The following is a 21390-nucleotide window of genomic DNA, read 5'->3' as shown; positions in this document are numbered from 1 at the left end:
CCTCCTTGAGATGTGTGACGGGCCCCGACCTCGACTGTGAGGACAGTGACCGAGGTCACGACTGATGCCTAGTAAACCGTACATACGGGTGGGTTGCCAACCACTTCCAACTTCATATCTGCCCGAAGATGTGGTTATGATGCGAGAGTCGACGACGACGCGCGTCGCCGCCCCAACACGAGGAGGACCAATGAAGGTTCTGCGTTTCTATGCGCCCGAGGACGTCCGTCTGGAAGACCGGCCGGAGCCCGAGTGTGGCCCGGGTGAGGTCAAGCTCCGCGTCCGCAACTGCTCCACCTGCGGCACCGACGTGAAGATCTTCCACAACGGCCACCAGAACCTCAGCCCTCCTCGCACCATCGGCCACGAGATCGCCGGTGAGGTCGTCGAGGTCGGCGCCGACGTCGCCAGCACGTACGGCCAGGAATGGGCCGTGGGCGACCGCGTCCAGGTCATCGCCGCCGTACCGTGCGGCGAGTGCTACGAGTGCCGCAAGGGCTGGATGGCCGTCTGCGAGAACCAGACCTCCGTCGGCTACCAGTACGAGGGCGGCTTCGCCGAGTACATGATCGTCCCGAGCCAGGTGCTCAAGGTCGACGGTCTCAACCGCGTCCCCGACAACGTCGGCTTCGACGAGGCGTCCGCCGCCGAGCCGCTCGCCTGCGCCATCAATGCCCAGGAGCAGCTCGGGATCGAGGAGGGCGACGTGGTCGTCGTCTTCGGTGCCGGCCCCATCGGCTGCATGCACATCCGCGTCGCCCGCGGCGTCCACAAGGTCGGCGCGGTCTACCTCGTCGACGTCAACGCCGACCGCCTGAGGATGTCCGCGGACGTCGCGAAGCCCGACGCCGTCATCGACGGCTCCAAGGAAGACGTCGTCGCCCGCGTCATGGAGCTCACCGGCGGACGGGGTGCCGACGTCATCATCACCGCCACCGCAGCGAAGGTCGCCCAGGAGCAGGCGATCGCCATGGCTGCCCGCAACGGCCGCATCTCCTTCTTCGGCGGACTGCCCAAGACGGACCCGGTCATCGCGTGCGACTCCAACGTGGTGCACTACCGCCAGCTCCACATCCACGGTGCCAACGGCTCCGCCCCGGAGCACAACAAGCGCGCCCTGCAGTACATCTCGACGGGCCAGGTCCCGGTCAAGGACCTCATCACCCACCACATCCCCCTCACCGACGTGCTCAGCGCGTTCGACCTGGTCCGGAGCGGCGAGGCGATCAAGGTGACCGTCGAGCCCTGACCCGACCGACGCGTAGCATCGCCCGGTAGCGTGTAGGTAACTGTCGGTAACATGTCGGTCGGTCCGAGGGAGCAGGGTGTACGCAGAGGAGCGCCAGCAGGCCATCGCCGAGCTCGTCCAGGCGCGTGGACGCGCGTCCGTCAACGAGCTCGCGAAGGACTTCGCCGTCACGACGGAGACCGTGCGGCGAGACCTCAGCGCGCTCGAGACGGCTCGCGTCGTGCGTCGTGTGCACGGCGGGGCCGTCCGAGCGGCATCGCTGCCGGTCACGGAGAGCGGCCTCGACGAGCGTGACGCCACGCAGGCCCGGGAGAAGGAGCGCATCGCGCGCGCCGCCCTGGGCCTGCTCCCGGCCGACGGCGGCAGCGTCCTCATCGACGCCGGGAGCACGACGGGTCGGCTCGCCGACCTCCTCCCGCTCGACGCGCGCCTGACCGCGTTCACCCACGGGGTGCCGATCGCCTCCCGGCTCGCCACGCTCCCGGGCGTCGAGCTCCACCTGCTCCCCGGCCGTGTCCGCACGACCACCCAGGCGGCGGTCGGCATCGAGACGGTCCAGGCGCTCGAGCACCTGAGGGTCGACGTCGCCTTCCTCGGTGCCAACGGCATCAGCCTCGAGCACGGCGTCTCCACCCCGGACCCTGAGGAGGCTGCGGTGAAGCGCGCCGTCGTGCGCGCCGCGCGGCGCGTCGTGGTGCTCGCCGACTCGACGAAGTTCGGCCTCGACGCGACGGTGAGCTTCGCCGGGCTCGAGGACGTCGACGTCGTCGTGACGGACTCCGCTACGCGCGAGCTCCCGCTCCACGTGCTCCGCGAGGCCGGCATCGAGGTCGTCGTCGCCTGACGCGGTCGGCACCTCCCGCCGAGAGGCGCTCCGCGCTAGTCTTCGGGGCGTGCGCCTGGGAGTCATCGACATCGGATCCAACACCGTCCACCTCGCTGTCGTGGACGCGGTCCGCGGGGCGCGCCCTGTGCCGGCCGCCTCGCAGCGCACCGTCGTGCGTCTCATGCGCTACCTGGGCGACGACGGTGCCATCAGCACCGAAGGGGTCGCGGCGCTGACCGAGGCGGTGGCGATCGCCGCTGCGGCCGCGCAGGCCCACGAGGTCGACGAGACCGTTGCGATCGCGACCTCAGCCCTGCGCGAGGCCACGAACGGCCCTGAGGTGCTCGCTGTCCTCGAGCAGAGCATCGGCGCCCCCTTGAGGGTCCTGTCCGGGGAGTCCGAGGCACGCCTCACGTTCCTCGCGGTGCGCCGCTGGTACGGCTGGGGCGCGGGCAGGCTGCTGGTCCTCGACATCGGTGGCGGCTCGCTCGAGATCGCTGCGGGGACGGACGAGGTCCCCGAGGTGGCGATGTCCTTGCCGCTCGGTGCAGGGCGGCTGACCCGCGCCCACCTGCGTCACGACCCTCCGCAGGCCGGCGAGATGACCGAGCTGCGCGACGTGGTCCAGCGCGAGCTCGCTGCCGTGAAGCGAGTGTTCGCCGACCAGCCCGCCCCCGACCATGTCGTCGCGACCTCCAAGACCTTCCGGTCGCTCGCGCGCCTCGCGGGTACCGAGGTCGACGCGGTCGGACCTGCGGACGCGTGGCGCATGCGCCGCTCCGACCTCAAGGACTGGGTCGGGCGCCTGGCGGCGATCCCGGCCGAGCAGCGCCAGTCCCTCCCGGGCATCACCGCAGAGCGGACCCATCAGATCGTCGCAGGCGCGGTCGTCGCTCACCAGACCATGAAGGCCCTCGGCGTCGACGAGGTCGAGGTGTGCCCGTGGGCGCTGCGCGAGGGTGTGCTGCTGAGGCGGCTCGACCAGCTCTGAGCCAGAGCGGGGACCTCGTCCGAGTCTGTGCGAGCGGGCTGCGGGAGCCGCTCGGAAGGATCGTCACGGGCTGTGCAGCGATCGTCGGTGAGCTAGCCCTCGTCCGCGTCCGCCGCCTCGTCCTCGGTGAGCGGGCCGCCCACGCGGTACTGGCCGTCGTCGTTGAGCACCTCGACCGGCACGGACAGGTCCTCGCCGCCGGACGTGAACGTGCACTCGAGCTGCTCACCCCCCTGCGCGACGACGTCCGCCGGGCACTCGACGTCGTCGACGTCGGTCAGCTCGAAGTCGTCGGTGAGGACGTCCCGGACACCCGACTCGAGCGCCTCCTGCTCGAACAGCGGCGCGGCCGTGAAGGCACCCGTCGCGAGGAGGGTCGCCGTCACCGACAGCGCGGCAGTCACGAGGGCCGTCACGACGATCGTCGTCATCCGACCGCGGCTCGTCGTGCGCGGCGTGGTCGGTGCGGGCCCACCCTGCAGGTATGGAGCCTGCTGCGGGTACTGAGCCTGCTGCTGGTACGGGCCGTGGTCCTGGTGCTGCGGGGTCTGCCCGTAGCTGCCGGTGGGGACGGTCGGGCTCGGCGCTGGTGCCTGCGGCGCCGGGGGAGGCGGCAGGACGGGAGGCTGCGGGACCTGCGACCCGGGGGAGTCCGGAACCTGGCCGTACGGCGCGGGCGTGCTCATGTCAGGTTTCCCATCTCGGTGTAGAACGCGTCGACCTCGTCGTCCGGGACGACCGTGACGTCGGCGGGTGCGGGTGCGGCGGGGAAGTCCGTGCGGGTGGCCTTGCCGGTGATCTCGAAGCCGACCTGGAGGACGAGGTCCTCCGCGCCGTCGGTACCGCGGACGGTGCCGTTGAGCTCCATCTTCAGGAGCCGGCCCTCGGCGTCCTGCCACAGGCTCACCGGGATGAACGACTCGAGCATCTCGTCCGAGAGCTCGTCGGCGATCTCCGGCGGGAGGTTGAGGATCATGCCGTCCTCGAGGACGGCGGCGAGCGTCACCTCCGTCTCGGACAGCACGCTCCCGTCGTCCTCGGTGCGGACGAAGCGGCGCATCGCGTCGCCCCGCTCGGACTCTGCCGTGCGCTCGATCGCCTCGCGGACCTCGCACACGGTCTGGAAACCGTCGACGAAGCACATGGTGCGCAGGCCGGCCACGAGGTCGTCCTCACCGGGGTGCCCGTAGATGGTCGGCACCTGGGCCCAGGAGGTCGGCGCGAGCGGGGCGTACCCGTCGCCGAGCAGGAGGTAGTCGACCGTCTCGCCGCCGATGTGGAGGGTGTCGATCGTGTAGCCCTCGTCGGCATCGGTCTGCTGGATGAAGATCGAGGCAGGGTTCCCGCGGATCGCGACGACCGACTGCGAGCCCGTGTCCTTGTCGCCGTAGGTGGCGTGGACGTAGGAGACGCCGGTGACGTCCGTCGAGGAGTCGGAGCGGAACGGGCTGGAACCCTCGATCGCGGAGTCGAGCAGCACGAGCTGGGCGTCGAAGCGCTCGGCAGCCCGGGAGTCGACCACGTCCCAGTCCGGGAACGCCTCGCCGTCGACCGGCTCGCTCGCGCAGCCGGCGAGCAGGACGACGAGCCCGGTGGCGAGCAGCCCGCGTGCCAGGGTCCGGCCGCGCATCACAGACCTCCTGCCGCGGTGAAGACGTCGAGCGCGCTGGCTCCGAGGGGCATGCCACCGATGTCGTCGTACCCGCGGAACGACGTCGTGGCGACCAGGTAGCCGGCGCCGGTGACGGGGTCGTAGTTCGTCAGCCACGCGCCCCCGGAGGCACCCTGCGTCATGTCGCACTCGATCCCGTACGCCCCGCGCAGCGACGTGAACCAGTCCTCGCTCGCGCAGTACCGCTCGGACGTGCCGTCGAACGGGTCGGCCGACGGGTACCCGACGACGACGAGCTCCTCCGCAGGGACGCCGAACGCGATGCCCTGGCCGCCGGTGACGTCCTGGATCAGCTGCCCCGACGTCTCGTCGGGTGCCATGGTGAGGAACGCGAAGTCGTACGCCCAGCCGTCCCCGCTGATCGCGCCGTTCTCGTCGACGGACGCGGAGTCCGCGAACTCCTGCGGGCCGTGGGCGGAGGTCGCGGCCCAGCGGCCGTACGGGGCCACGCTGCTGTCGTCGGCGTCGTTCGGGACGAACATGACGTTGCTGCCCCACTCGGTGTCGCCCGCGAAGTCCCACAGGCAGTGCGCGGCGGTCGCGACGGTGCTCTTGGACGCCGAGGTGACGACCGTCGCGGAGCAGACGTAGTCGCCGTCCGCGAAGCTGATGTAGAGGCGCCCGAGGGTCGAGGCCGCCAGGCCCGTCGCCTCGAAGACGTCACCGGCGCTCGCGTTCGGCAGCTGCGGCCCGGCAGGGTTCACCGGCCCGGTGGTGGGGTCGACCATGATCCCGGTCGCGGGGTCCGGCGGGGTGTCGACGACCGTGTCGTCGGTGTCCGACGGTGTGGTGTCCTTCGGCTTCGCGTCTTTGCGACGGTCGTCGGTCCAGTAGTCGTTGATCTCTTGGGGCGACTCGTCGTAGTCGTGACGCAGCGAGACCGTGTCCGTCTCGATGGGCGGACCGATCTGGGAGTTCTTCAGGCCCGCGACCGGCTCGCCGTCGACGGCAGCAGCGCACCCGGCCGCGAGGGCGAGCACGAGCACCAGGCCGGCAGCGCGTCCCGCGGAGCGACGAGCGGGCGAGGTGCGCGGGACCGCCGAGCGTCGCGTGCGGGAGGGAGAGCGCATAGCGAGAGGATGCCACGGATCGTCGAGCGCGCCGTGACATCCCACGGTGAGGTCGCCGCGACCCGCGCGCGAGCGTCCCGCTGAAGCGTTTAACTTCGGCTGATCTCTGCGGATCCTGGGTATGTTGGCGAGCGGATGGGGATATCTCCCCATCCGGCGTCGCGCGGCCGGTGGGACGTCCCGCGGCCGGGAACAGGGGAGCCGTGAGCGAGACAGACGACCAGCCGGGCGAGCCGCGAGCCCCTGCCGTGCACGGGCCCGGAGCGCACGGGCCACCGGGGCACGGACCACCGAGCGCAGACCGGTCGCGGGCGCGGTACGACACGTTCTTCGGCGACGCCTCGGCCTACTCCGACCCCAACCACATCTGGGACGAGATGAACGGCGGCCCGCTCGACGAGCAGTGACGGCTGCGCCCCGCCGGGCACGTCCGGGAGTCGTCCGTACGCTGGCCTCATGGACGGTGACCCGCATGGACTGTGACGTCGTGGTGGTCGGGGCCGGCGTCGCCGGTCTGGAGTGTGCGCGGACCCTGCACGAGCACGGTGTCGCGGTGCGGGTGGTCGAGGCGGGGGATGCTGTCGGTGGCCGGGTGCGCTCGGACCGGATCGACGGCTTCACCGTCGACCGGGGGTTCCAGCTCCTCAACCCCGCCTATCCGGCGGTCCGTGCACGGGTCGACGTGGACGCGCTCGACCTGCGCCCGCTGCTGCCGGGCGTCGTGGTGCGCCGGGACGACCGCCTCGCGCTGCTCGCCGACCCGCGTCGAGCACCACGGCTCCTCGGCCGCACCCTGCGCAGCGGCTACGTCCGGCCGCGAGAGATCGTGGCGCTCGCCCGCTGGGCGGCTCCGGCGCTCGGCCCCGCGCGTCGTCTCGTCGACGGACCTGACGAGACCCTCGCCCAGTCCCTGGACCGTACGGGCGTCGACGGGACGATCCGCGACGAGGTGCTCGCGCCGTTCCTCGCCGGGGTCCTCGCCGAGGACGACGGCACGACGTCCGCGGCGTTCGTGCGCCTCCTCGTGCGGATGTTCCTGCTCGGCACCCCCGGTGTCCCCGCCGGCGGGATGGGCGAGCTGCCCGCCCAGCTCGCGCGGGACCTGCCGGACGTGGCGCTCGGGACGCGGGTCGAGTCGATCGAGCGGACGGGAGGCGAGACCGGCCACAGTGCAGTGCGGGTGCGCACCGGCAGGAGCGGGGGCGGGGAGGGCGGGACCATCGACGCCCGGGTCGTCGTCATCGCGACCGACGCCGTGACCGCGGAGGCGCTCGCCGGAGTGCGTGCACCGGCCATGAAGGGCCTCGTCACGCACTGGTACGCCGCCGACGAGCCGCCGCGCACCGACGCGGCGATCGTCGTGGACGGGCGACGGCGCGGCGGTCGTCGGCCCGGTCCCGTGGTCAACGCGGCCGTCATGAGCAACGCCGCCCCGACGTACGCCCCGCCGGGCCAGCACCTCGTCCAGGTCACGTGCCTGCTCGGCGCCGGGGCTGCTGCGGAGCCGCCCGCGGAACCCGAGGTGCGGCGCCAGGCCGGCGAGATGTTCGGCGTGAGCACCTCGACGTGGCGCGAGATCACACGCCATGTGGTCCCCGGCGCACTGCCGGCGCAGCCGGTCCCGCTCGTCACCCGCCACGAGGTCGACCTCGGCGGCGGGGTGTTCGTCTGCGGTGACCACCGCGACACCGCGTCGCTGCAGGGCGCGCTCGTGTCCGGGGCCCGCACGGCGGAGGCGGTCCGGCGCAGGCTCGCAGGCGGCGCGTAGACGCTACCTGCGAGCCCGCACGCCGGACGAGCCGAGCGACCCGCGGGAAGAGCGGCTACAGGTAGTCGGCGACGAGCTTCTCCGCCAGGCCCACGTACGAGCCGGGGGACATCGCTGAGAGGCGCTCGGCGAGGTCGTCGGGCAGACCGAGGCCGGCGATGAAGGTGCGCAGGTCGTCGCCGTCGATGCGGTGGCCGCGCGTGAGGTCCTTGAGGCGCTCGTAGGGGTTCTCCATGCCGGTGACGCCCGCGACGGACGCGGCGCGCATGGCCGACTGGATCGCCTCGCCGAGCACCTCCCAGTTGCCGTCGAGGTCCTCCGCGAGCAGGTCGTGGTTGACGGCGAGCGCCTTGAGGCCACGGCGCACGTTGTCGATCGCGAGGAGCGAGTGGCCGAACGCGGGGCCGATGTTGCGCTGCGTCGTGGAGTCCGTGAGGTCGCGCTGCAGACGGCTCGTGACGAGCGTCGCGGAGAGCGTGTCGAGGAGCGAGCTCGAGATCTCGAGGTTGGCCTCGGCGTTCTCGAACCGGATCGGGTTGACCTTGTGCGGCATCGTCGAGGAGCCGGTCGCGCCCGGGACGGGGATCTGCGTGAAGAAGCCGAGCGAGATGTACGTCCACACGTCGGTCGCGAGGTTGTGGAGGATGCGGTTGAAGCGGGCGACGTCCGCGTAGAGCTCGGACTGCCAGTCGTGGCTCTCGATCTGCGTGGTGAGCGGGTTCCACGTGAGGCCGAGGTGCTCGACGAACGCCTTCGAGACCGCAGGCCAGTCGGTGCCGGGGACGGCGACGACGTGGGCGCCGTACGTGCCCGTCGCGCCGTTGAGCTTGCCGAGGTACTCCGCGCCCTCGACGCGGCGGACCTGGCGGCCGAGGCGGTGCGCGAGGACGGCGAGCTCCTTGCCGACCGTCGTCGGCGTGGCGGGCTGGCCGTGGGTGCGGCTGAGCATGGGGACGCTCGCGTGCTCGCGTGCCATCGCGGAGATCTGCTCGACGAGGTCGCTCGCGGCAGGCAGCCACACGTCGCGGACGGCGCCCTGGACCATGAGCGCGTAGGAGAGGTTGTTGACGTCCTCGCTCGTGCACGCGAAGTGGACGAGCTCGCCGACCGACGGCAGCACGGTGTCCGCACCGACCATGCCGGGGGCGGCCGCGAGACGGCGCTTGAGGAAGTACTCGACCGCCTTGACGTCGTGGACGGTCTCGCGCTCGATGTCGGCCATCTCCGCGATGCCCACCGCGGAGAAGTCGCTGACGACCGATCGCAGGTACGTCTTCTCCGCGTCGCTCAGGCGGGGCGCACCGGGAACGACCGGGCCGTCCGGGGTGCCGTCGGTGAGCGCGACGAGCCACTCGACCTCGACGTGCAGCCGCTCCCGGTTGAGCGCCGCCTCGGACAGGTGGTCGACGAGCGGGGCGACCGTCGCGCGGTACCGCCCGTCGAGCGGTCCGAGGGCGATGGGGGGCGTGACGTCCGCGAGGCTGGCGCGCGACGAGGCAGGGAGCGGGGAGCTGGTGGGCATGGGCGACATTCTTCCACGGGAGGCTGCCGCAGCGGCGGAACGTCCGCAGGCTGCTGTGCACAGGGCGGGGACCACGGGCCGCATCCCCAGCGCCGGTTCCACCGTCCGTCCGGCCCGCGTCCTGGAACCTATCGTCCGGACATGACCTTCACCCATGACCTCAGCGGCTTCAGCGGCCTCGCGGCCACCCTGACGCTGGCCGAGCAGGACGTCGCCGACGCCGCGGCCGCCCTGAGCAGCGCAGCGCTCGTCGACTGGGCATCGACCTCGGCGACCCTCTACCAGGAGGCCCTCACGGCGGCGGCGCTCCAGCTGACGATCATCGACCTCGCCCTGAGCAACGCCCGCGCGTCGCTCGTGGCAGCCGACGCGTGAGCGCAGACAGCGCCGACGGCACCGGTCGAGGCTCGAGCAGCATCACGCAGATCACGGTGATCGGTGGCGTGACGCGGATGGATGCCGACACCGTCAGCATGGCCGAGGCCGCCCGGCTCGTGGCCACGGCCGCGAGCCACCTCGCGTCCGCTCGGCTGCGGTGCACCCACATGATCGCCCGCATCGGCGACCTCACGATGCTCGAGACCTTCGGGTGGGGTCCCCTGGCCGAGACCCTCGACCAGAACCCCGGCTCGAACGCCGCGCTCCACCTCGACCAGGCGGAGACGAGCCTGGTTCTCGCCCGGACGGCCCTCGCACTCCAGAAGACGGACCTCGAAGACCTCTCCGTCAGCACGCTCGGTGCCGCGGACCGGTACAGCGAGGCCGAGGAGACGGTGGCGGCGGGGTTGCTCGACGCCGCAGGCGGCGTGTCGACCTGGTCGCTCCTGTCGCCCTTCGCTCTCCAGTCCGCTCTCGCGTTCGCATCGACGGCGACGATCGGCGCAGCCAGGTCGGACGCGACGTCGTGGCGGGACCGCGTCGTCGGCGGCGGCGCGGCGGTCGTCGGTGGGCTGAACCCGCGTCGTGACCCCTTCTCGACCCCGGGTGCGGACGACGCCTCGATGGTCCTCGGAGCAGGGGCGGGCTGGTTCGCCCGCTGGACCGGCCCGGGCTCGCAGCGCCTCAAAGGCCTGCTGGGAGCCCCTGTGACACCTCGACCCGCGCTCGACTACCGCCCGGGCCACCTCGTCCAGTCGACCAGGACCGTCCCCCCGATCACCTCGGCCCTCGACGCCGCCGACGCGGTCGGCGACCTCCCGGACCGCAGCGTGAGCGTGCTGCGCAGCACCCACCTCGACGGGACCGAGACGTGGGCCGTGTTCGTCCGAGGGACCGACGACTGGGGCCTGGGCTCCGACAGCCCGTTCTCGGGCGAGGCGAACCTCGACCTCATGGCGGGCGGCCGGAGCGAGGGGATGACGCTCGTCGAGTCGGCCCTGCAGCAGGCCGGCGCGCCCGTGGGTGCCGCGGTCGGGCTCTACGGGCACAGCCAGGGCGGCATCGTCGCGATGCGCCTCTCCGACGACCCGGTCTTCCGCAAGCGCTACGACCTGCGATCCGTGACGACCTTCGGCAGCCCGACCGCGACGCTCACGCAGTCGTCGCCCGTACCGACCCTTCACGTCGAGAACAACCAGGAGTGGGTCTCGAGCGCCGACGCGTCCGTCTCGCGGGGGACCACCGACCGCGTCACGGTGAGCGCCGACCTGCCCGACGGCTACACCGGGTCTCCGCACAGCATGAGCACCCACCGGGAGGTCCTCGGTGCGGCGGTCGTGCAGGGCGACCCTGCGGTGCTCGTGGCCGTCGAGCAGCAGCAGGCCGTGCTCGGTGGGCCCGCCTTCGCCGGATCGACGACCCTCCCGCTGCCCGACGTCGAGATCACGGTGTTCAGCCCGGGACCCCCGACGGCGCAGGCCCCCGCCCCCGGGGCGGTACCACCGATGTTCACTGCGACGCCGACGCTGCCCGGGGCCGTCACATGGCCGGACCTGGACGGATCCGCCGGGGCGAACCCGTGGGCGCAGCCGGAGATGCCCCGGACCGAGGACGGTGCGATCGACTGGGACGAGGCCACCCGGCGGGCCCGGCCCGGTCTCGAGGCCGCACACGGCAGCGGCCGCTGAGCGTGCGATACGTTGGCCTCGCTCAGCGCCGAGCAGACAGACCCGAAGGAGTGGTGTCGATGACCGAGCAGGTGCTCTCCCGGCTGGAGGACGGCGTCCTCACGCTCCGCCTCGACCGGCCGGACAAGAAGAACGCCCTGACGCCCGCCATGTACACCGCGCTCGCCCGAGCGCTGGAAGCAGCCGACGCCGACCCGCAGGTCCGCGTGGTCGTCCTCACCGGCGGCCCCGACTGCTTCACCAGCGGCAACGACATCAGCGACTTCCTCCACACGCCGCCGGCCGACCAGAGCAACCCGGTCTTCACCTTCATGTGGGCGCTGTTCGACCTCGAGAAGCCCGTGGTCGCTGCGGTCGCCGGGCCGGCCGTCGGCATCGGGACGACCCTCCTGCTGCACTGCGACCTCGTGTACGTCGCGCAGGACGCCGTCCTGCGGATGCCGTTCGTCAACCTCGGGCTGTGCCCCGAGTACGGCTCGAGCCTCGTCGTCCCTCGCCTCGTCGGGCACGCCCGGGCCGCGCGCCTCCTCCTGCTCAGCGAGGCCTTCAGCGGTCAGCAGGCCGCGGACTGGGGGATCGCGAGCGAGGCTCTCGACGACGGCGCCGCGGCGCTGGCCCGCGCCCAGGAGGCGGCCCGTGCCCTCGCGGCGCTCGCGCCGGGCGCCGTCACGGACAGCAAACGGCTCATGCGCGCGCCCGGACGTGACGAGCTGCGCCGCGTCATCACCGAGGAGGGCGACGTGTTCGCCCAGCGGCTGCGCTCGCCCGAGGCCGTCGAGGCGCTGTCGGCTTTCGTCGAGCGGCGCGTCCCGGACTTCTCGAGCTTCTGACCGGCCTCCCCGCGTCTCCTGGGCAGCACCGCGGGGAGGGTGGGGATCAGCGGCGCTCGGCGCGGTCGGGCACCGCGAGAGAGATGAACAGGCTGAGGAGCGAGACGACGAACGCCCCGAGGACCGCCCACCAGAAACCGTCCACCCGCAGCCCCCAGTCGGTCTGCTCGGTGATCCACGCGGTGAGCAGGATCATCAGGGCGTTGACGACGAGCGTGAACAGACCCAGCGTGAGGATGTAGAGCGGCAAGGACAAGAGCGCCACGATCGGCTTGACGACGGCGTTCACCAGACCGAAGACGAGGGCGACCGCGAGGAAGACGACCACACGACCGCCCGTGCCGTCACCACCGACGACCTCGAAGTGGCTGCCCAGCAGGAGCGTCGCCAACCAGATGGCCACGGCATTGACGAGGACGCGCACGAAGAAGCTCATCTCCGAATCCTCCCATCGCCTCCGTGCACTTGTCCTCTTTCTGGGCATCTCGGGCGTGGCCCGTGAGCGCGCGGTCGTCGCCCCGCACGCGGGAGGTGCAAGACTTGCGGCGTGAGCTCGCGACGCGTCCCCCTCCGTCCTGCCATCAGCGCACTCCCGGCCTACGTGCCCGGCGCCCGACCCCAGGTGGGAGCCGCGGCGTACAAGCTCTCCTCGAACGAGAACCCGTACCCGCCGCTGCCCTCCGTGCAGGCCGCGATCATCGACGCGGCCTCGGACATCAACCGGTACCCGGACATGTTCGCCACCGAGCTCACCGAGGCCGTCGCCGCCGAGCTCACGCGCACCCTCAGCCCAGAGGCCCGCGACGCGAAGGGCGACATCACCCCCGCGCAGGTCGTCGTCGGCAACGGCTCGGTCGCCGTGCTCGCCCACGTCATCGAGGCGGTCGTCGACGCCGGCGACGAGGTCGTCTACCCGTGGCGGTCCTTCGAGGCGTACCCCATCGTCGTGAGCGTCGCGGGCGGCACCTCGGTGCAGGTCCCGCTCGCCGAGCACGGACGCCTCGACCTCGACGCCATGGCCGCGGCCATCACCGAGCGGACCCGTGTGGTCATGGTGTGCACGCCCAACAACCCCACGGGTTCCGCGGTCACGCAGACCGAGCTCCTCGCGTTCCTCGCCGTGGTCCCGTCCGACGTGCTCGTCATCGTCGACGAGGCCTACCTCGAGTTCGTCCGGATGGACGACGCGGTCGACGGCCTGGCCGCTCTCGCCGCGCACTCCAACGTCGTCGTGCTGCGGACCTTCTCCAAGGCCTACGGGCTCGCTGGGCTCCGCGTCGGGTACGCCGTGGCGCGTCCTCGGCTCGCCGCCGGCATCCGGTCCGCATCGACGCCGTTCGGCGTCTCGCACGTCGCGCAGCGGGCTGCGCTCGCGTCGATCCTGGCGAAGGACGAGCTGTTGGGCCGCGTCGACTCGCTCGTGGAGGAGCGGTCCCGGATGCTCACGGGCCTGCGCGCCCAGGGCTGGGACCTCCCGGAGACCCAGGCCAACTTCGTGTGGCTCCCGCTCGGTGAGCGGACCGCCGCGTGCGCCGCCGAGGCGGCCGGCGCGGGCGTCATCGTGCGCCCCTTCGCCGGCGAGGGGATCCGCGTGAGCGTCGGAGAGGCCGAGGCGACGGAGATCCTCCTCGCCGTCACCGCCGGGTGGCGCTGAGGCCCGTCACAGCTGCCCGGGGTAGAAGCCGACCCGGGCGAGCGGCTCGACGAGCTCGGCCTCCTCGTACGCGAGGTGCGAGAGCAGCGTGTCGCTGAGGAGGTTGACCGCCTCCTGCAGCGCGTCGAGGGCGTCCGGGTCCGCTGCGAGCGCGACGAGCGCCCGGTCGACGCCCTCGAGCACCTCGTGGATGGTGAGGTGCTCCTCGGTGAGCCGGTCGATCACGGGGGCGAGCTCGGCATCGGCGGAGCGCAGGTGCGGGAACACAGAACGGTCCTCGAGCGAATGATGCTGCGTGACGACGGTGCAGTACGCGGCGCAGTAGGCGCCGAGGGCCCAGCTGTTCTGGCGCATCGTCATCGTGTTGATCTCCGAGCGGGCACTGCCGATCGACCGTAGGCCGGCGCGGACCTGGCCGACGACGTCCTGGACGGCCGCGAGCTCGGAGCGCAGGTGGTCGTGGACGTCCACGAGGTGCTGGCCGGCGGCCCGGCCCGTCTCCGAGTACTCCGTCCGGGCAGGCGCCGGAGACCGGTGCGGTCGCGTCGACTCGTCCCAGGGGCGTGTGGCGGCGAGCCGTGTCCCGTCGTCGGGTGTGGGCGTCACGCCCAGGACCGTCGAGGTCTGCCCGATGATTGACGTCCCTGTGGGGCGCGCGCCCGTCGGAGCGTCCGCCCGCCCGCCCGCTTCCGTGACGTCCGGCACGGGCGACGACGCGGAGGGCGACACGCGCTCGGCCTCGACGGCAGCACGCACCTGCGGTGCGACCTCCTCGCCGAACCGGCGGAGGTCGGTGGCGTCGTCGGTGCCGAGGAGGAACGCGCTCATGCCCTCCGCGAGGACCATCTCGGTGAGCTCCTCGACCCACTGGTCGACCGGGCCCTGGAGCGGTCCGCGAGACGCCCCGCCGAAGGAGCCGGTGATGTTGAGGAGGCGTCGGACGTCGTGCGGCGACCGGCCCGCGGAGGTCGCCGCGTCGTCGATCGCGGCGTTGCCGGCCGACAGGTCTCCAGGCTGGAGGTAGCCGAGCGACGGCAGCCACCCGTCGGCGGAGCGGCCGGTGAGGGCGAGCATCTTCGGCTTGTACGCACCGAGCCAGATGCCGATCTCGTGGGCCGGCGCGGGCCCGCGCTTCGCTCCGGTGACGTGGTGGAACTCGCCGTCGACCCGGACGCCGCCGCGCTCCTCGGGCGCCCAGATCCCACGGATGATCTGGATCGCCTCGTCGAGGGCGCGCACGCCCTGCCCGGCGGTCAGCCGTCGCGCCCCCATCGCCTCGATGGCGTCCCAGAACGCGCCGGCTCCCAGCCCCAGCTCGACCCGGCCTCCGCTGAGCAGGTCGAGGCTCGCGGCCGCGCGCGCGAGCACTGCCGGCGGTCGCAGCGGCAGGTTGACGACGTTGGGGCTGAGCCGGATGCGCTCCGTGCGAGCGGCGACGTAGGCCAGCAGGGTCCACGTGTCGAGGAACGCCGGCTGGTACGGGTGGTCCTGGAAGGTCACGAGGTCCAGCCCGGCGTCCTCCGACACCTCGGCCAGCTCGACCGGCACCTGGGGCTGGGCGTTCGTCGGGGTGATGAAGGAGCCGAAGAGGAGGTCGTGCCCGTAGTCCGCCATGAGTGCAGTCTCCCTTGCGGGAGGATGCGGTGCTAGCTCGCGTCGAGGTAGGAGACGTCACCGCTGCTCGAGCGGATCGACACCGTCTGGGACGACGTCGGGTCCGTCGGCGCCTCGACCGTCGACCGCCCGTCGCCCGTGCTGATCTTCAGGGCCACCGGCGAGCCGGTGCCACGCACGACCACGTCACCGTCACCGGACATCGCCTCGACGTCGCCCATGACCCCGCCGACCTCGATCTCGCCGGAGGACGTCGTGACGACGGCGGAGCCGCCGATCCTTCGCGTCTCGACGTCGCCGTCACCGCTCACCGCGCTCACGTCGCCGTCCGCCCCGGCGACGACGACACGACCGCTGCTGGACGTCGCGGTGACGTGACCGCCCACGTTGCGCACGGTCACGTCACCGTCACCCGACACAGCCACGACGTGACCGCCGGCGTCGTCGACCTGCACGCGACCGCTGCTCGACTCCGCGTCGACCGAGCCGCCGGCCCGGAGCACCCGCACGTCACCGTCCGACGTCCGCAGGTCGAGATGACCGTCGACCCCCTCGGCTCGGACGGCTCCGCTGCTGGACCGCACCACGACGTCCGTGTCCCGTGGCACCCGGACGGTGAGGTCGATCCGGCAGACGCCGTTGTTCCACCACTGCGGGCAGTCGTGCTCCACGGCGAGCCGGTCGGCGGACTCGACGGCATCGTGGCTCGCGCGCTGGAACCCGGTCCGCGTCCGTGCCTCGACCGTCACGCTGCCCGGGTCACCGACCATGACGGTCACGTCTCCGTCGGTCGTCAGCTCGACGACCGCGGCCGCTGTGTAGACCTGGGTCGTGACGCGGGTTCCCGACGACATCCAGTCGATCGCCTGGTACCCGACCTGTGCGATGGCCAGCACACCTAGGGTCAGCCCGACCCACAGGAGGACGCGAGCGCCGGGGCCCCGCGGGTCGTGCGGTGTCGGCCGGGAACGCGGATCGCGCGGATCGCCGGGGACGTCCGGGCCCGCGGGCGGGGTGGGCTGGGCATCCACGACGGGCGCGCTCATGAGCGGTCTCCTTGACCTGGGTCGTGCTGGGTGGGTGCGTGCTCGAGCCAGCGGAGCACGGCGAGCACGCGGCGGTGGTCGTCGGCGTCGGGTGCGAGGTCGAGCTTGGTGAGGATGGACGTCACGTGCTTCTCGACGGCTGCGGTCCCGACGACGAGGTGCTCGGCGATCGCCCCGTTGGAGCGTCCTTCGGCCATGAGCCCGAGCACGTCCCGTTCGCGTGCGGTGAGCCGGTCGACACCGGTGCCGGTGGTGCGAGCCAGCAGCTGCGAGACGACCTCCGGGTCGAGCACCGTGCCGCCTGCCGCGACGCGGCCGAGCGCGTCGAGGAAGTCGTCGACGTCGGCCACCCGGTCCTTGAGGACATAGCCCAGCGCCCGGACGTCGCGCGCGAACAGCTCGCTCGCGTAGCGCTGCTCGACGTACTGGGAGAGCACGAGCACGGGCAGCCCGGGGTGCAGGCTCCGGAGGTGGACGGCGGCACGCAGGCCCTCGTCGGTGTGCGTCGGGGGCATGCGGACGTCGGTGACGAGGATGTCGGGCAGCGCGTCCGGGGTGAGGTGCGCGAACGCGGCGACGAGCTCGTCCGCCGACCGGTACCCCGTGACCTCGTGCCCCTCGGCGACGAGCAGACGCGTGAGCCCGTCGAGCAGGAGGACCGAGTCCTCAGTGATCACGATGCGCACGGTACCTCCACGGTGATGCGCGTCCCGCGGTCCTCGGGACTGTCGAGCAGGAACGTGCCGTCGAGCGCCTCGACCCGGCTGCGGAGACCGTCGAGCCCGCCTCCTGGCGCCGCGAGCGCGCCGCCGCGACCGTCGTCGGCGACCTCGAGGCGCAGGACGTCGCCGTCGACCTCGGCGCGCACGAGGACGCGCGCCGCGGCGGCGTGCCGTGCGGAGTTGGTGAGCGCCTCGGCGGTGACGAAGTACGCGGCTGCCTGGGCGCCAGGGCTCGCTGCCGCCAGCGCAGCGGCGTCCGGGACGTCGACGGTCACCGGGACGGGGTGCCGGGCAGCGATCGCGGAGAGAGCCGCGTCGAGGCCGCGGTCGGTGAGCACCGCCGGGTGGATGCCCCGGACGAGATCCCGCAGCTCGGTGAGCGTCTCCTTGATCTCCTGGTGCGCGTGGTCGAGCGCGGCAGTCGCGACGGCGGGGTCGGAGGCGGCGGCGCGTCTCGCCGTCCCGAGCTCGACCCCGAGCGCGACGAGGCGTTGCTGAGCGCCGTCGTGGAGGTCGCGCTCGATGCGCCGCCGGTCGTCGTCGGCCGCCCCGACCGCACGCGTGCGGGTCTGGTCGAGGTGCTCCGCGCGCTGCTGCGCGCGGTCGGCGTCCTCCCGGGCGGCGGAGGCTGCGGCCTCGGCGCGCTCGACGTCGGTGGTCGACCGGACGAGGAGGGCCCGTGCGAGCCGGACGTGGACGAGCGCCAGCCCTTGGCAGGCGGCCGCCCACAGCCACGGACCGACGAGCCCCAGGACGAAGAGCCCGACCTGCCAGGGGCTCAGTCCGCCGTCCCAGGCGACGAGGGGTGAGGCGATGAGCGCGAGCACGAGACCCAGGCCCCACGCGACCGTCACCTCGACGCTCACGAGTGCCAGCCCGAGGGCCGCGTAGAGGACGGCCGACCAGGCGGCCGGCTCGGTGAGAGCAGACCACAGGCCCGCCCACGAGCGCAGGCTGCGTGGGCGGGGAGCGCTGCCGCGCTCGATCGCGATGCCGAGGACTGAGCGCAGCCGGGCCCGCTCGACGCCGGCGAACCCGCGGGCGGCGACGAGAGCCACGAGCAGGACGGGGACCCCGACACCGAGCACGGGCACGAGTGCCAGGCCGAGCGGCGCGAGGACGATCAGGGGGATCCCGGCAGCCAGGAGGAACGGGAACCCGATGGTCGCCTGGGACACGGCAGCCCACGTGGCGGGTGCGACGGGCGCTGAGAGGAGGGCCCGACCGTTGGTGAGCGCCGGTGCGGTGTGGTCCATGCGGCAACCGTAGGTGACGGCGGCGCACGCCCCCCAGCCTGCCGTCCCACGGGACGAGGGTAGGGACAACCCACGGTGGCGGCGGGCTCCGAGCCTGCTCCGGCGCTCGGAGGGGCTGGCTGTCAGGGCGCCTCCTCGGTAGCGTGTGCCGACACCCCAGCCCGTTCGACGATAGAGGTTCGATGGACACGATCTACACCGCAGCCACGCAGAGCAGCGACCTGCCCGGCGCCGCCCTTCTCCTGATCGTCCTGTTCTACGTGGCGATCCTCGGGCTCATGCTCTGGGTCTACGCGCGGATCGTCGCGAAGTCGGGTCACCCGTGGCCGTGGATCTTCATCATGTTCGTGCCGATCGCGAACATCGTGTTCCTGTGTCTCTTCGCGTTCAAGCAGTGGCCGATCGAGCGCGAGCTCGCCGCGACGCGCGCCGCACTGCAGGCGGCGACCGGCAGCCCGTACCCGGTGCCTCAGTTCGGCGGGGGACAGTTCGGCGGAGGTCAGCTCGGTGGCTCGTACTCGGCGCAGCCGGGGATGTACGACCACGGTGGGTTCTCGGGCGGGTACAACCCGGGGTCCGGCAACGGGTTCGATCAGGGTGGCTTCGACCAGGGTGGCTTCGACCAGGGTGGGTACCGCCAGCAGCCGCCGTCGGGCAACCCGTACGGCCCGAAGTACTGATCGGCACCCGCGCGGAGCTCTTTGGAGGGTTCCTCCAAAGAGCGACGGGCGTTTCGCGGTGATCGGAGGTGTTCAACCTACGGTTCCGTAGCCTACGCTGGCGTAGCCTACGGAGACGTAGGTTAGTGGTGCCGGGCGGCCCGGCACCGCAGGTACCGTCGCAGGACGCCCCCCACGGGCGCCGTGACCGTCAGGAGAGCGTGTGACCGATCTGATGCATCCGACGCAGGCGCCGGAGACGACCGACGACACCCCGGTGCAGCTCGTGGCACCCGACGGGAGCCGCGTGACGTCCGAGCAGAACGCGCCCTACCGGGCGCGGGTCGCAGGCCTCGGTGACGACGACCTCCGCGGCTTCTACCGCGACATGATGCTCGTCCGCCGCTTCGACACCGAGGCCACGGCGCTCCAGCGCCAGGGCGAGCTCGCCCTCTACGCCCCGCTCCTCGGCCAGGAGGCCGCGCAGATCGGCTCCGGCCGCGCGCTCGCCCCGCAGGACATGGCGTTCCCCTCGTACCGCGAGCACGGGGTGGCGTACACCCGCGGCGTCGACCTCCCGCACCTCCTCCAGCTCTTCCGCGGCGTGGACCACGGCGGCTGGGACTCCGAGGAGCACCAGTTCCACCTCTACACGCTCGTCATCGGTTCCCACACCCTCCACGCGACCGGCTACGCCATGGGCGTCCAGCGCGACGGGCTCGTCGGCACCGGCGACCCCGCCAAGGACACGGCCGTCATCGCCTACTTCGGCGACGGCGCCACGTCGCAGGGCGACGTGAGCGAGGCCCTCGGTTTTGCCGCAGTGAACAACGCGCCGGTGGTCCTGTTCTGCCAGAACAACCAGTGGGCGATCTCCGTACCGACCTCGAAGCAGTCCCGCGTCCCGCTCTACCGTCGCGGCCACGGCTTCGGCGTGCCGAGCATCCGCGTCGACGGCAACGACGTCCTCGCCTGCTACGCCGCGACGAACGAGGCGCTCGAGCGCGCCCGCTCCGGCGGCGGCCCCACCTTCATCGAGGCCGTCACCTACCGGATGGGCGCGCACACCACGTCCGACGACCCCACCCGCTACCGCACCTCCGCCGAGGAGGACTACTGGCGCGAGCGCGACCCGATCGACCGCCTCCGCGCTCTGCTCCGCACGGAGGGCATCTGGGACGACGAGGCCGAGGCAGCCCTCGCCGTCGAGGCGGACGAGCTCGGTGCGCGCATCCGCACCTACGTCCGCGGGCTCGGACGCCCTGCAGCGTCGTCGATGTTCGACCACGTCTACGCCACAGAGAACTCCCTCGTCACGGAGGACCGCGCCTGGTTCGCCGACTACGAGGCGTCCTTCACCGACCAGGGAGGCGCCCGATGACCGCCCAGAGCACCACGCACGCGCCGTCGACCACCCAGCTGCCGTTCGCCAAGGCCATCAACGCCGGACTGAACGCCGCGCTCGCAGGGGACCCGAAGGTCCTCCTCATGGGCGAGGACATCGGCCCGCTCGGCGGCGTCTTCCGCGTGACGGACGGCCTGCAGAAGGAGTTCGGCGAGGACCGCGTGGTCGACACGCCGCTCGCCGAGTCCGGCATCATCGGCACGGCGATCGGCCTCGCGCTGCGCGGCTACCGTCCCGTGTGCGAGATCCAGTTCGACGGCTTCATCTTCCCCGGCTTCGACCAGATCACCACGCAGCTCGCGAAGATGCACTACCGGTCGCGCGGACGGCTGACCGTTCCCGTGGTCGTCCGCGTGCCCTACGGCGGCGGGATCGGTGCCGTCGAGCACCACAGCGAGAGCCCCGAGGCGCTCTTCGCGCACACCCCCGGTCTGCGCGTCGTGTCTCCCGGCTCGCCGCAGGACGCGTTCGTCATGATCCAGGAGGCCATCGCCTCACCCGACCCCGTGCTCTTCTTCGAGCCCAAGGGGCGCTACTGGGAGAAGGGCGCGGTCGACCTGTCGGCCGGTCCCTACGCCTCCGGCGGCAGCGGCGTGAGCGTCCCCGCCGAGGCGGACGCCTTCGACACGCTCAACAAGGCCGTCGTCGCACGGGTCGGCACGGACCTCACGCTCGTCGCCTACGGCCCGACGGTCGCCACCGCCCTCAAGGTCGCGGCCTCCGCCGCGTCGGAGGGCACGAGCATCGAGGTCGTCGACCTCCGGTCGATCTCGCCCCTGGACACGAGCACGGTCGTCGAGTCGGTGCGCAAGACGCACCGCTGCGTCGTCGTCCACGAGGCACCGACCTTCCTCGGCTCCGGTGCCGAGATCGCGGCCCGCGTCACCGAGCAGTGCTTCTACGACCTCGAGGCGCCGGTCCTGCGCGTCGGCGGCTTCCACACGCCGTACCCGGTCGCGAAGATCGAGCACGAGTACCTCCCCGGGCTGGACAGGGTGCTCGACGCGGTGGATCGCGCACTAGCGTTCTAGCGAAGACCG

General features: G+C 72.2%; 21 protein-coding genes. 12 read left to right on the top strand and 9 right to left on the bottom strand.

What is annotated here, in order from left to right; all coding sequences use genetic code 11:
- Nucleotides 1-190 precede the first annotated feature (190 nt).
- From ABKW26_RS00790 to ABKW26_RS00780, 3 genes are all read left to right on the top strand, one after another.
- Nucleotides 191-1249 carry a zinc-dependent dehydrogenase gene (locus tag ABKW26_RS00790; RefSeq protein ID WP_348590490.1) on the top strand — a complete coding sequence of 353 codons (1059 nt, stop codon included), beginning with the start codon at nt 191-193 and terminating at the stop codon, nt 1247-1249.
- Between the two features lie 76 nt (nt 1250-1325).
- Nucleotides 1326-2093 carry a DeoR/GlpR family DNA-binding transcription regulator gene (locus ABKW26_RS00785; protein WP_348590489.1) on the top strand — a complete coding sequence of 256 codons (768 nt, stop codon included), beginning with the start codon at nt 1326-1328 and terminating at the stop codon, nt 2091-2093.
- Between the two features lie 49 nt (nt 2094-2142).
- Nucleotides 2143-3066, top strand: coding sequence for a Ppx/GppA phosphatase family protein (locus ABKW26_RS00780; protein ID WP_348590488.1), 924 nt, complete (start codon nt 2143-2145; stop codon nt 3064-3066).
- A 92-nt stretch (nt 3067-3158) separates the two neighbouring features.
- Here ABKW26_RS00780 and ABKW26_RS00775 read toward each other — a convergent pair whose 3' ends face one another.
- The 3 genes from ABKW26_RS00775 to ABKW26_RS00765 are packed head-to-tail and all read right to left on the bottom strand — an operon-like array spanning nt 3159 to nt 5808.
- Nucleotides 3159-3752, bottom strand: a complete 594-nt coding sequence (locus tag ABKW26_RS00775) for a DUF4333 domain-containing protein (protein WP_348590487.1) — start codon at nt 3750-3752, stop codon at nt 3159-3161.
- On the bottom strand, nt 3749-4696 hold the full coding sequence (locus ABKW26_RS00770) for a hypothetical protein (protein WP_348590486.1): 948 nt from the start codon (nt 4694-4696) through the stop codon (nt 3749-3751). The genes ABKW26_RS00775 and ABKW26_RS00770 overlap by 4 nt, the downstream gene beginning before the upstream one ends.
- Nucleotides 4696-5808, bottom strand: a complete 1113-nt coding sequence (locus tag ABKW26_RS00765; protein WP_348590485.1) for a hypothetical protein — start codon at nt 5806-5808, stop codon at nt 4696-4698. Before ABKW26_RS00765 ends, ABKW26_RS00770 begins: the two co-directional genes overlap by 1 nt.
- Nucleotides 5809-6011: 203 nt before the next feature.
- On the opposite strand from ABKW26_RS00765, the gene ABKW26_RS00760 reads away from it, so the two are divergent.
- Both ABKW26_RS00760 and ABKW26_RS00755 read left to right on the top strand, forming a co-directional pair.
- On the top strand, nt 6012-6215 hold the full coding sequence (locus ABKW26_RS00760; RefSeq protein WP_348590484.1) for a hypothetical protein: 204 nt from the start codon (nt 6012-6014) through the stop codon (nt 6213-6215).
- 65 nt (nt 6216-6280) lie between these two features.
- Nucleotides 6281-7576: an FAD-dependent oxidoreductase gene (locus ABKW26_RS00755; protein WP_348590483.1), complete on the top strand. Its 1296-nt coding sequence runs from the start codon at nt 6281-6283 to the stop codon at nt 7574-7576.
- A gap of 55 nt (nt 7577-7631) precedes the next feature.
- On the opposite strand, the gene purB is transcribed toward ABKW26_RS00755, so the two are convergent.
- The gene (gene purB, locus ABKW26_RS00750) at nt 7632-9098 is read right to left on the bottom strand and encodes an adenylosuccinate lyase (protein WP_348590482.1); all 1467 of its coding nucleotides are present in this window, start codon (nt 9096-9098) and stop codon (nt 7632-7634) included.
- 141 nt (nt 9099-9239) lie between these two features.
- On the opposite strand from purB, the gene ABKW26_RS00745 reads away from it, so the two are divergent.
- The 3 genes from ABKW26_RS00745 to ABKW26_RS00735 are packed head-to-tail and all read left to right on the top strand — an operon-like array spanning nt 9240 to nt 11994.
- Complete coding sequence (locus ABKW26_RS00745) at nt 9240-9473, top strand: hypothetical protein (protein WP_348590481.1); 234 nt, start codon at nt 9240-9242, stop codon at nt 9471-9473.
- Nucleotides 9470-11164, top strand: coding sequence for a hypothetical protein (locus ABKW26_RS00740; RefSeq protein ID WP_348590480.1), 1695 nt, complete (start codon nt 9470-9472; stop codon nt 11162-11164). Before ABKW26_RS00745 ends, ABKW26_RS00740 begins: the two co-directional genes overlap by 4 nt.
- A 59-nt stretch (nt 11165-11223) precedes the next feature.
- Nucleotides 11224-11994 carry an enoyl-CoA hydratase-related protein gene (locus ABKW26_RS00735; RefSeq protein ID WP_348590479.1) on the top strand — a complete coding sequence of 257 codons (771 nt, stop codon included), beginning with the start codon at nt 11224-11226 and terminating at the stop codon, nt 11992-11994.
- A 46-nt stretch (nt 11995-12040) separates the two neighbouring features.
- Here the strand turns inward: ABKW26_RS00735 and ABKW26_RS00730 are convergent, their stop codons facing one another.
- Nucleotides 12041-12430, bottom strand: coding sequence for a phage holin family protein (locus tag ABKW26_RS00730; protein ID WP_348590478.1), 390 nt, complete (start codon nt 12428-12430; stop codon nt 12041-12043).
- 111 nt (nt 12431-12541) lie between these two features.
- Here ABKW26_RS00730 and hisC point away from each other — a divergent pair, with 111 nt between their 5' ends.
- On the top strand, nt 12542-13648 hold the full coding sequence (hisC, locus tag ABKW26_RS00725) for a histidinol-phosphate transaminase (protein WP_348590477.1): 1107 nt from the start codon (nt 12542-12544) through the stop codon (nt 13646-13648).
- A 6-nt stretch (nt 13649-13654) separates the two neighbouring features.
- Here hisC and ABKW26_RS00720 read toward each other — a convergent pair whose 3' ends face one another.
- From ABKW26_RS00720 to ABKW26_RS00705, 4 genes are read right to left on the bottom strand one after another with little or no spacing between them, the layout of a single operon-like run.
- Nucleotides 13655-15262 carry an LLM class flavin-dependent oxidoreductase gene (locus ABKW26_RS00720; protein WP_348590476.1) on the bottom strand — a complete coding sequence of 536 codons (1608 nt, stop codon included), beginning with the start codon at nt 15260-15262 and terminating at the stop codon, nt 13655-13657.
- A 32-nt stretch (nt 15263-15294) separates the two neighbouring features.
- On the bottom strand, nt 15295-16308 hold the full coding sequence (locus ABKW26_RS00715; RefSeq protein WP_348590475.1) for a DUF4097 family beta strand repeat-containing protein: 1014 nt from the start codon (nt 16306-16308) through the stop codon (nt 15295-15297).
- On the bottom strand, nt 16305-16994 hold the full coding sequence (locus ABKW26_RS00710; RefSeq protein WP_348590474.1) for a response regulator transcription factor: 690 nt from the start codon (nt 16992-16994) through the stop codon (nt 16305-16307). Before ABKW26_RS00710 ends, ABKW26_RS00715 begins: the two co-directional genes overlap by 4 nt.
- Entirely contained in the window at nt 16982-18286 is a 1305-nt protein-coding gene (locus tag ABKW26_RS00705; protein WP_348590473.1) for a sensor domain-containing protein, read from the bottom strand. The genes ABKW26_RS00710 and ABKW26_RS00705 overlap by 13 nt, the downstream gene beginning before the upstream one ends.
- Nucleotides 18287-18468: 182 nt before the next feature.
- Between ABKW26_RS00705 and ABKW26_RS00700 the strand changes: the two genes are divergently transcribed.
- From ABKW26_RS00700 to ABKW26_RS00690, 3 genes are all read left to right on the top strand, one after another.
- A complete protein-coding gene (locus ABKW26_RS00700) occupies nt 18469-18966 on the top strand; it encodes a hypothetical protein (RefSeq protein ID WP_348590471.1) in 498 nt (165 codons plus the stop codon).
- A gap of 202 nt (nt 18967-19168) precedes the next feature.
- Complete coding sequence (pdhA, locus tag ABKW26_RS00695) at nt 19169-20326, top strand: pyruvate dehydrogenase (acetyl-transferring) E1 component subunit alpha (protein WP_348590470.1); 1158 nt, start codon at nt 19169-19171, stop codon at nt 20324-20326.
- The gene (locus ABKW26_RS00690; protein ID WP_348590469.1) at nt 20323-21381 is read left to right on the top strand and encodes an alpha-ketoacid dehydrogenase subunit beta; all 1059 of its coding nucleotides are present in this window, start codon (nt 20323-20325) and stop codon (nt 21379-21381) included. Before pdhA ends, ABKW26_RS00690 begins: the two co-directional genes overlap by 4 nt.
- Nucleotides 21382-21390 lie beyond the last annotated feature (9 nt).

Source organism: Sanguibacter sp. 25GB23B1 (genome assembly GCF_040012415.1).
Taxonomy (GTDB): Bacteria; Actinomycetota; Actinomycetes; order Actinomycetales; family Cellulomonadaceae; genus Sanguibacter.
This window is presented reverse-complemented; position numbering and strand designations above follow the sequence as displayed.

Bases quoted from the DNA above. Each gene is read 5' to 3' on its own strand.
- ABKW26_RS00790 (WP_348590490.1), top strand. From the start codon at position 191: ATGAAGGTTCTGCGTTTCTATGCGCCCGAGGACGTCCGTCTGGAAGAC.
- ABKW26_RS00775 (WP_348590487.1), bottom strand. From the start codon at position 3,752: ATGAGCACGCCCGCGCCGTACGGCCAGGTTCCGGACTCCCCCGGGTCG.
- ABKW26_RS00770 (WP_348590486.1), bottom strand. From the start codon at position 4,696: ATGCGCGGCCGGACCCTGGCACGCGGGCTGCTCGCCACCGGGCTCGTC.
- ABKW26_RS00765 (WP_348590485.1), bottom strand. From the start codon at position 5,808: ATGCGCTCTCCCTCCCGCACGCGACGCTCGGCGGTCCCGCGCACCTCG.
- ABKW26_RS00755 (WP_348590483.1), top strand. From the start codon at position 6,281: ATGGACTGTGACGTCGTGGTGGTCGGGGCCGGCGTCGCCGGTCTGGAG.
- purB (WP_348590482.1), bottom strand. From the start codon at position 9,098: ATGCCCACCAGCTCCCCGCTCCCTGCCTCGTCGCGCGCCAGCCTCGCG.
- ABKW26_RS00745 (WP_348590481.1), top strand. From the start codon at position 9,240: ATGACCTTCACCCATGACCTCAGCGGCTTCAGCGGCCTCGCGGCCACC.
- ABKW26_RS00735 (WP_348590479.1), top strand. From the start codon at position 11,224: ATGACCGAGCAGGTGCTCTCCCGGCTGGAGGACGGCGTCCTCACGCTC.
- ABKW26_RS00730 (WP_348590478.1), bottom strand. From the start codon at position 12,430: ATGAGCTTCTTCGTGCGCGTCCTCGTCAATGCCGTGGCCATCTGGTTG.
- ABKW26_RS00720 (WP_348590476.1), bottom strand. From the start codon at position 15,262: ATGGCGGACTACGGGCACGACCTCCTCTTCGGCTCCTTCATCACCCCG.
- ABKW26_RS00715 (WP_348590475.1), bottom strand. From the start codon at position 16,308: ATGAGCGCGCCCGTCGTGGATGCCCAGCCCACCCCGCCCGCGGGCCCG.
- ABKW26_RS00705 (WP_348590473.1), bottom strand. From the start codon at position 18,286: ATGGACCACACCGCACCGGCGCTCACCAACGGTCGGGCCCTCCTCTCA.
- ABKW26_RS00700 (WP_348590471.1), top strand. From the start codon at position 18,469: ATGGACACGATCTACACCGCAGCCACGCAGAGCAGCGACCTGCCCGGC.
- ABKW26_RS00690 (WP_348590469.1), top strand. From the start codon at position 20,323: ATGACCGCCCAGAGCACCACGCACGCGCCGTCGACCACCCAGCTGCCG.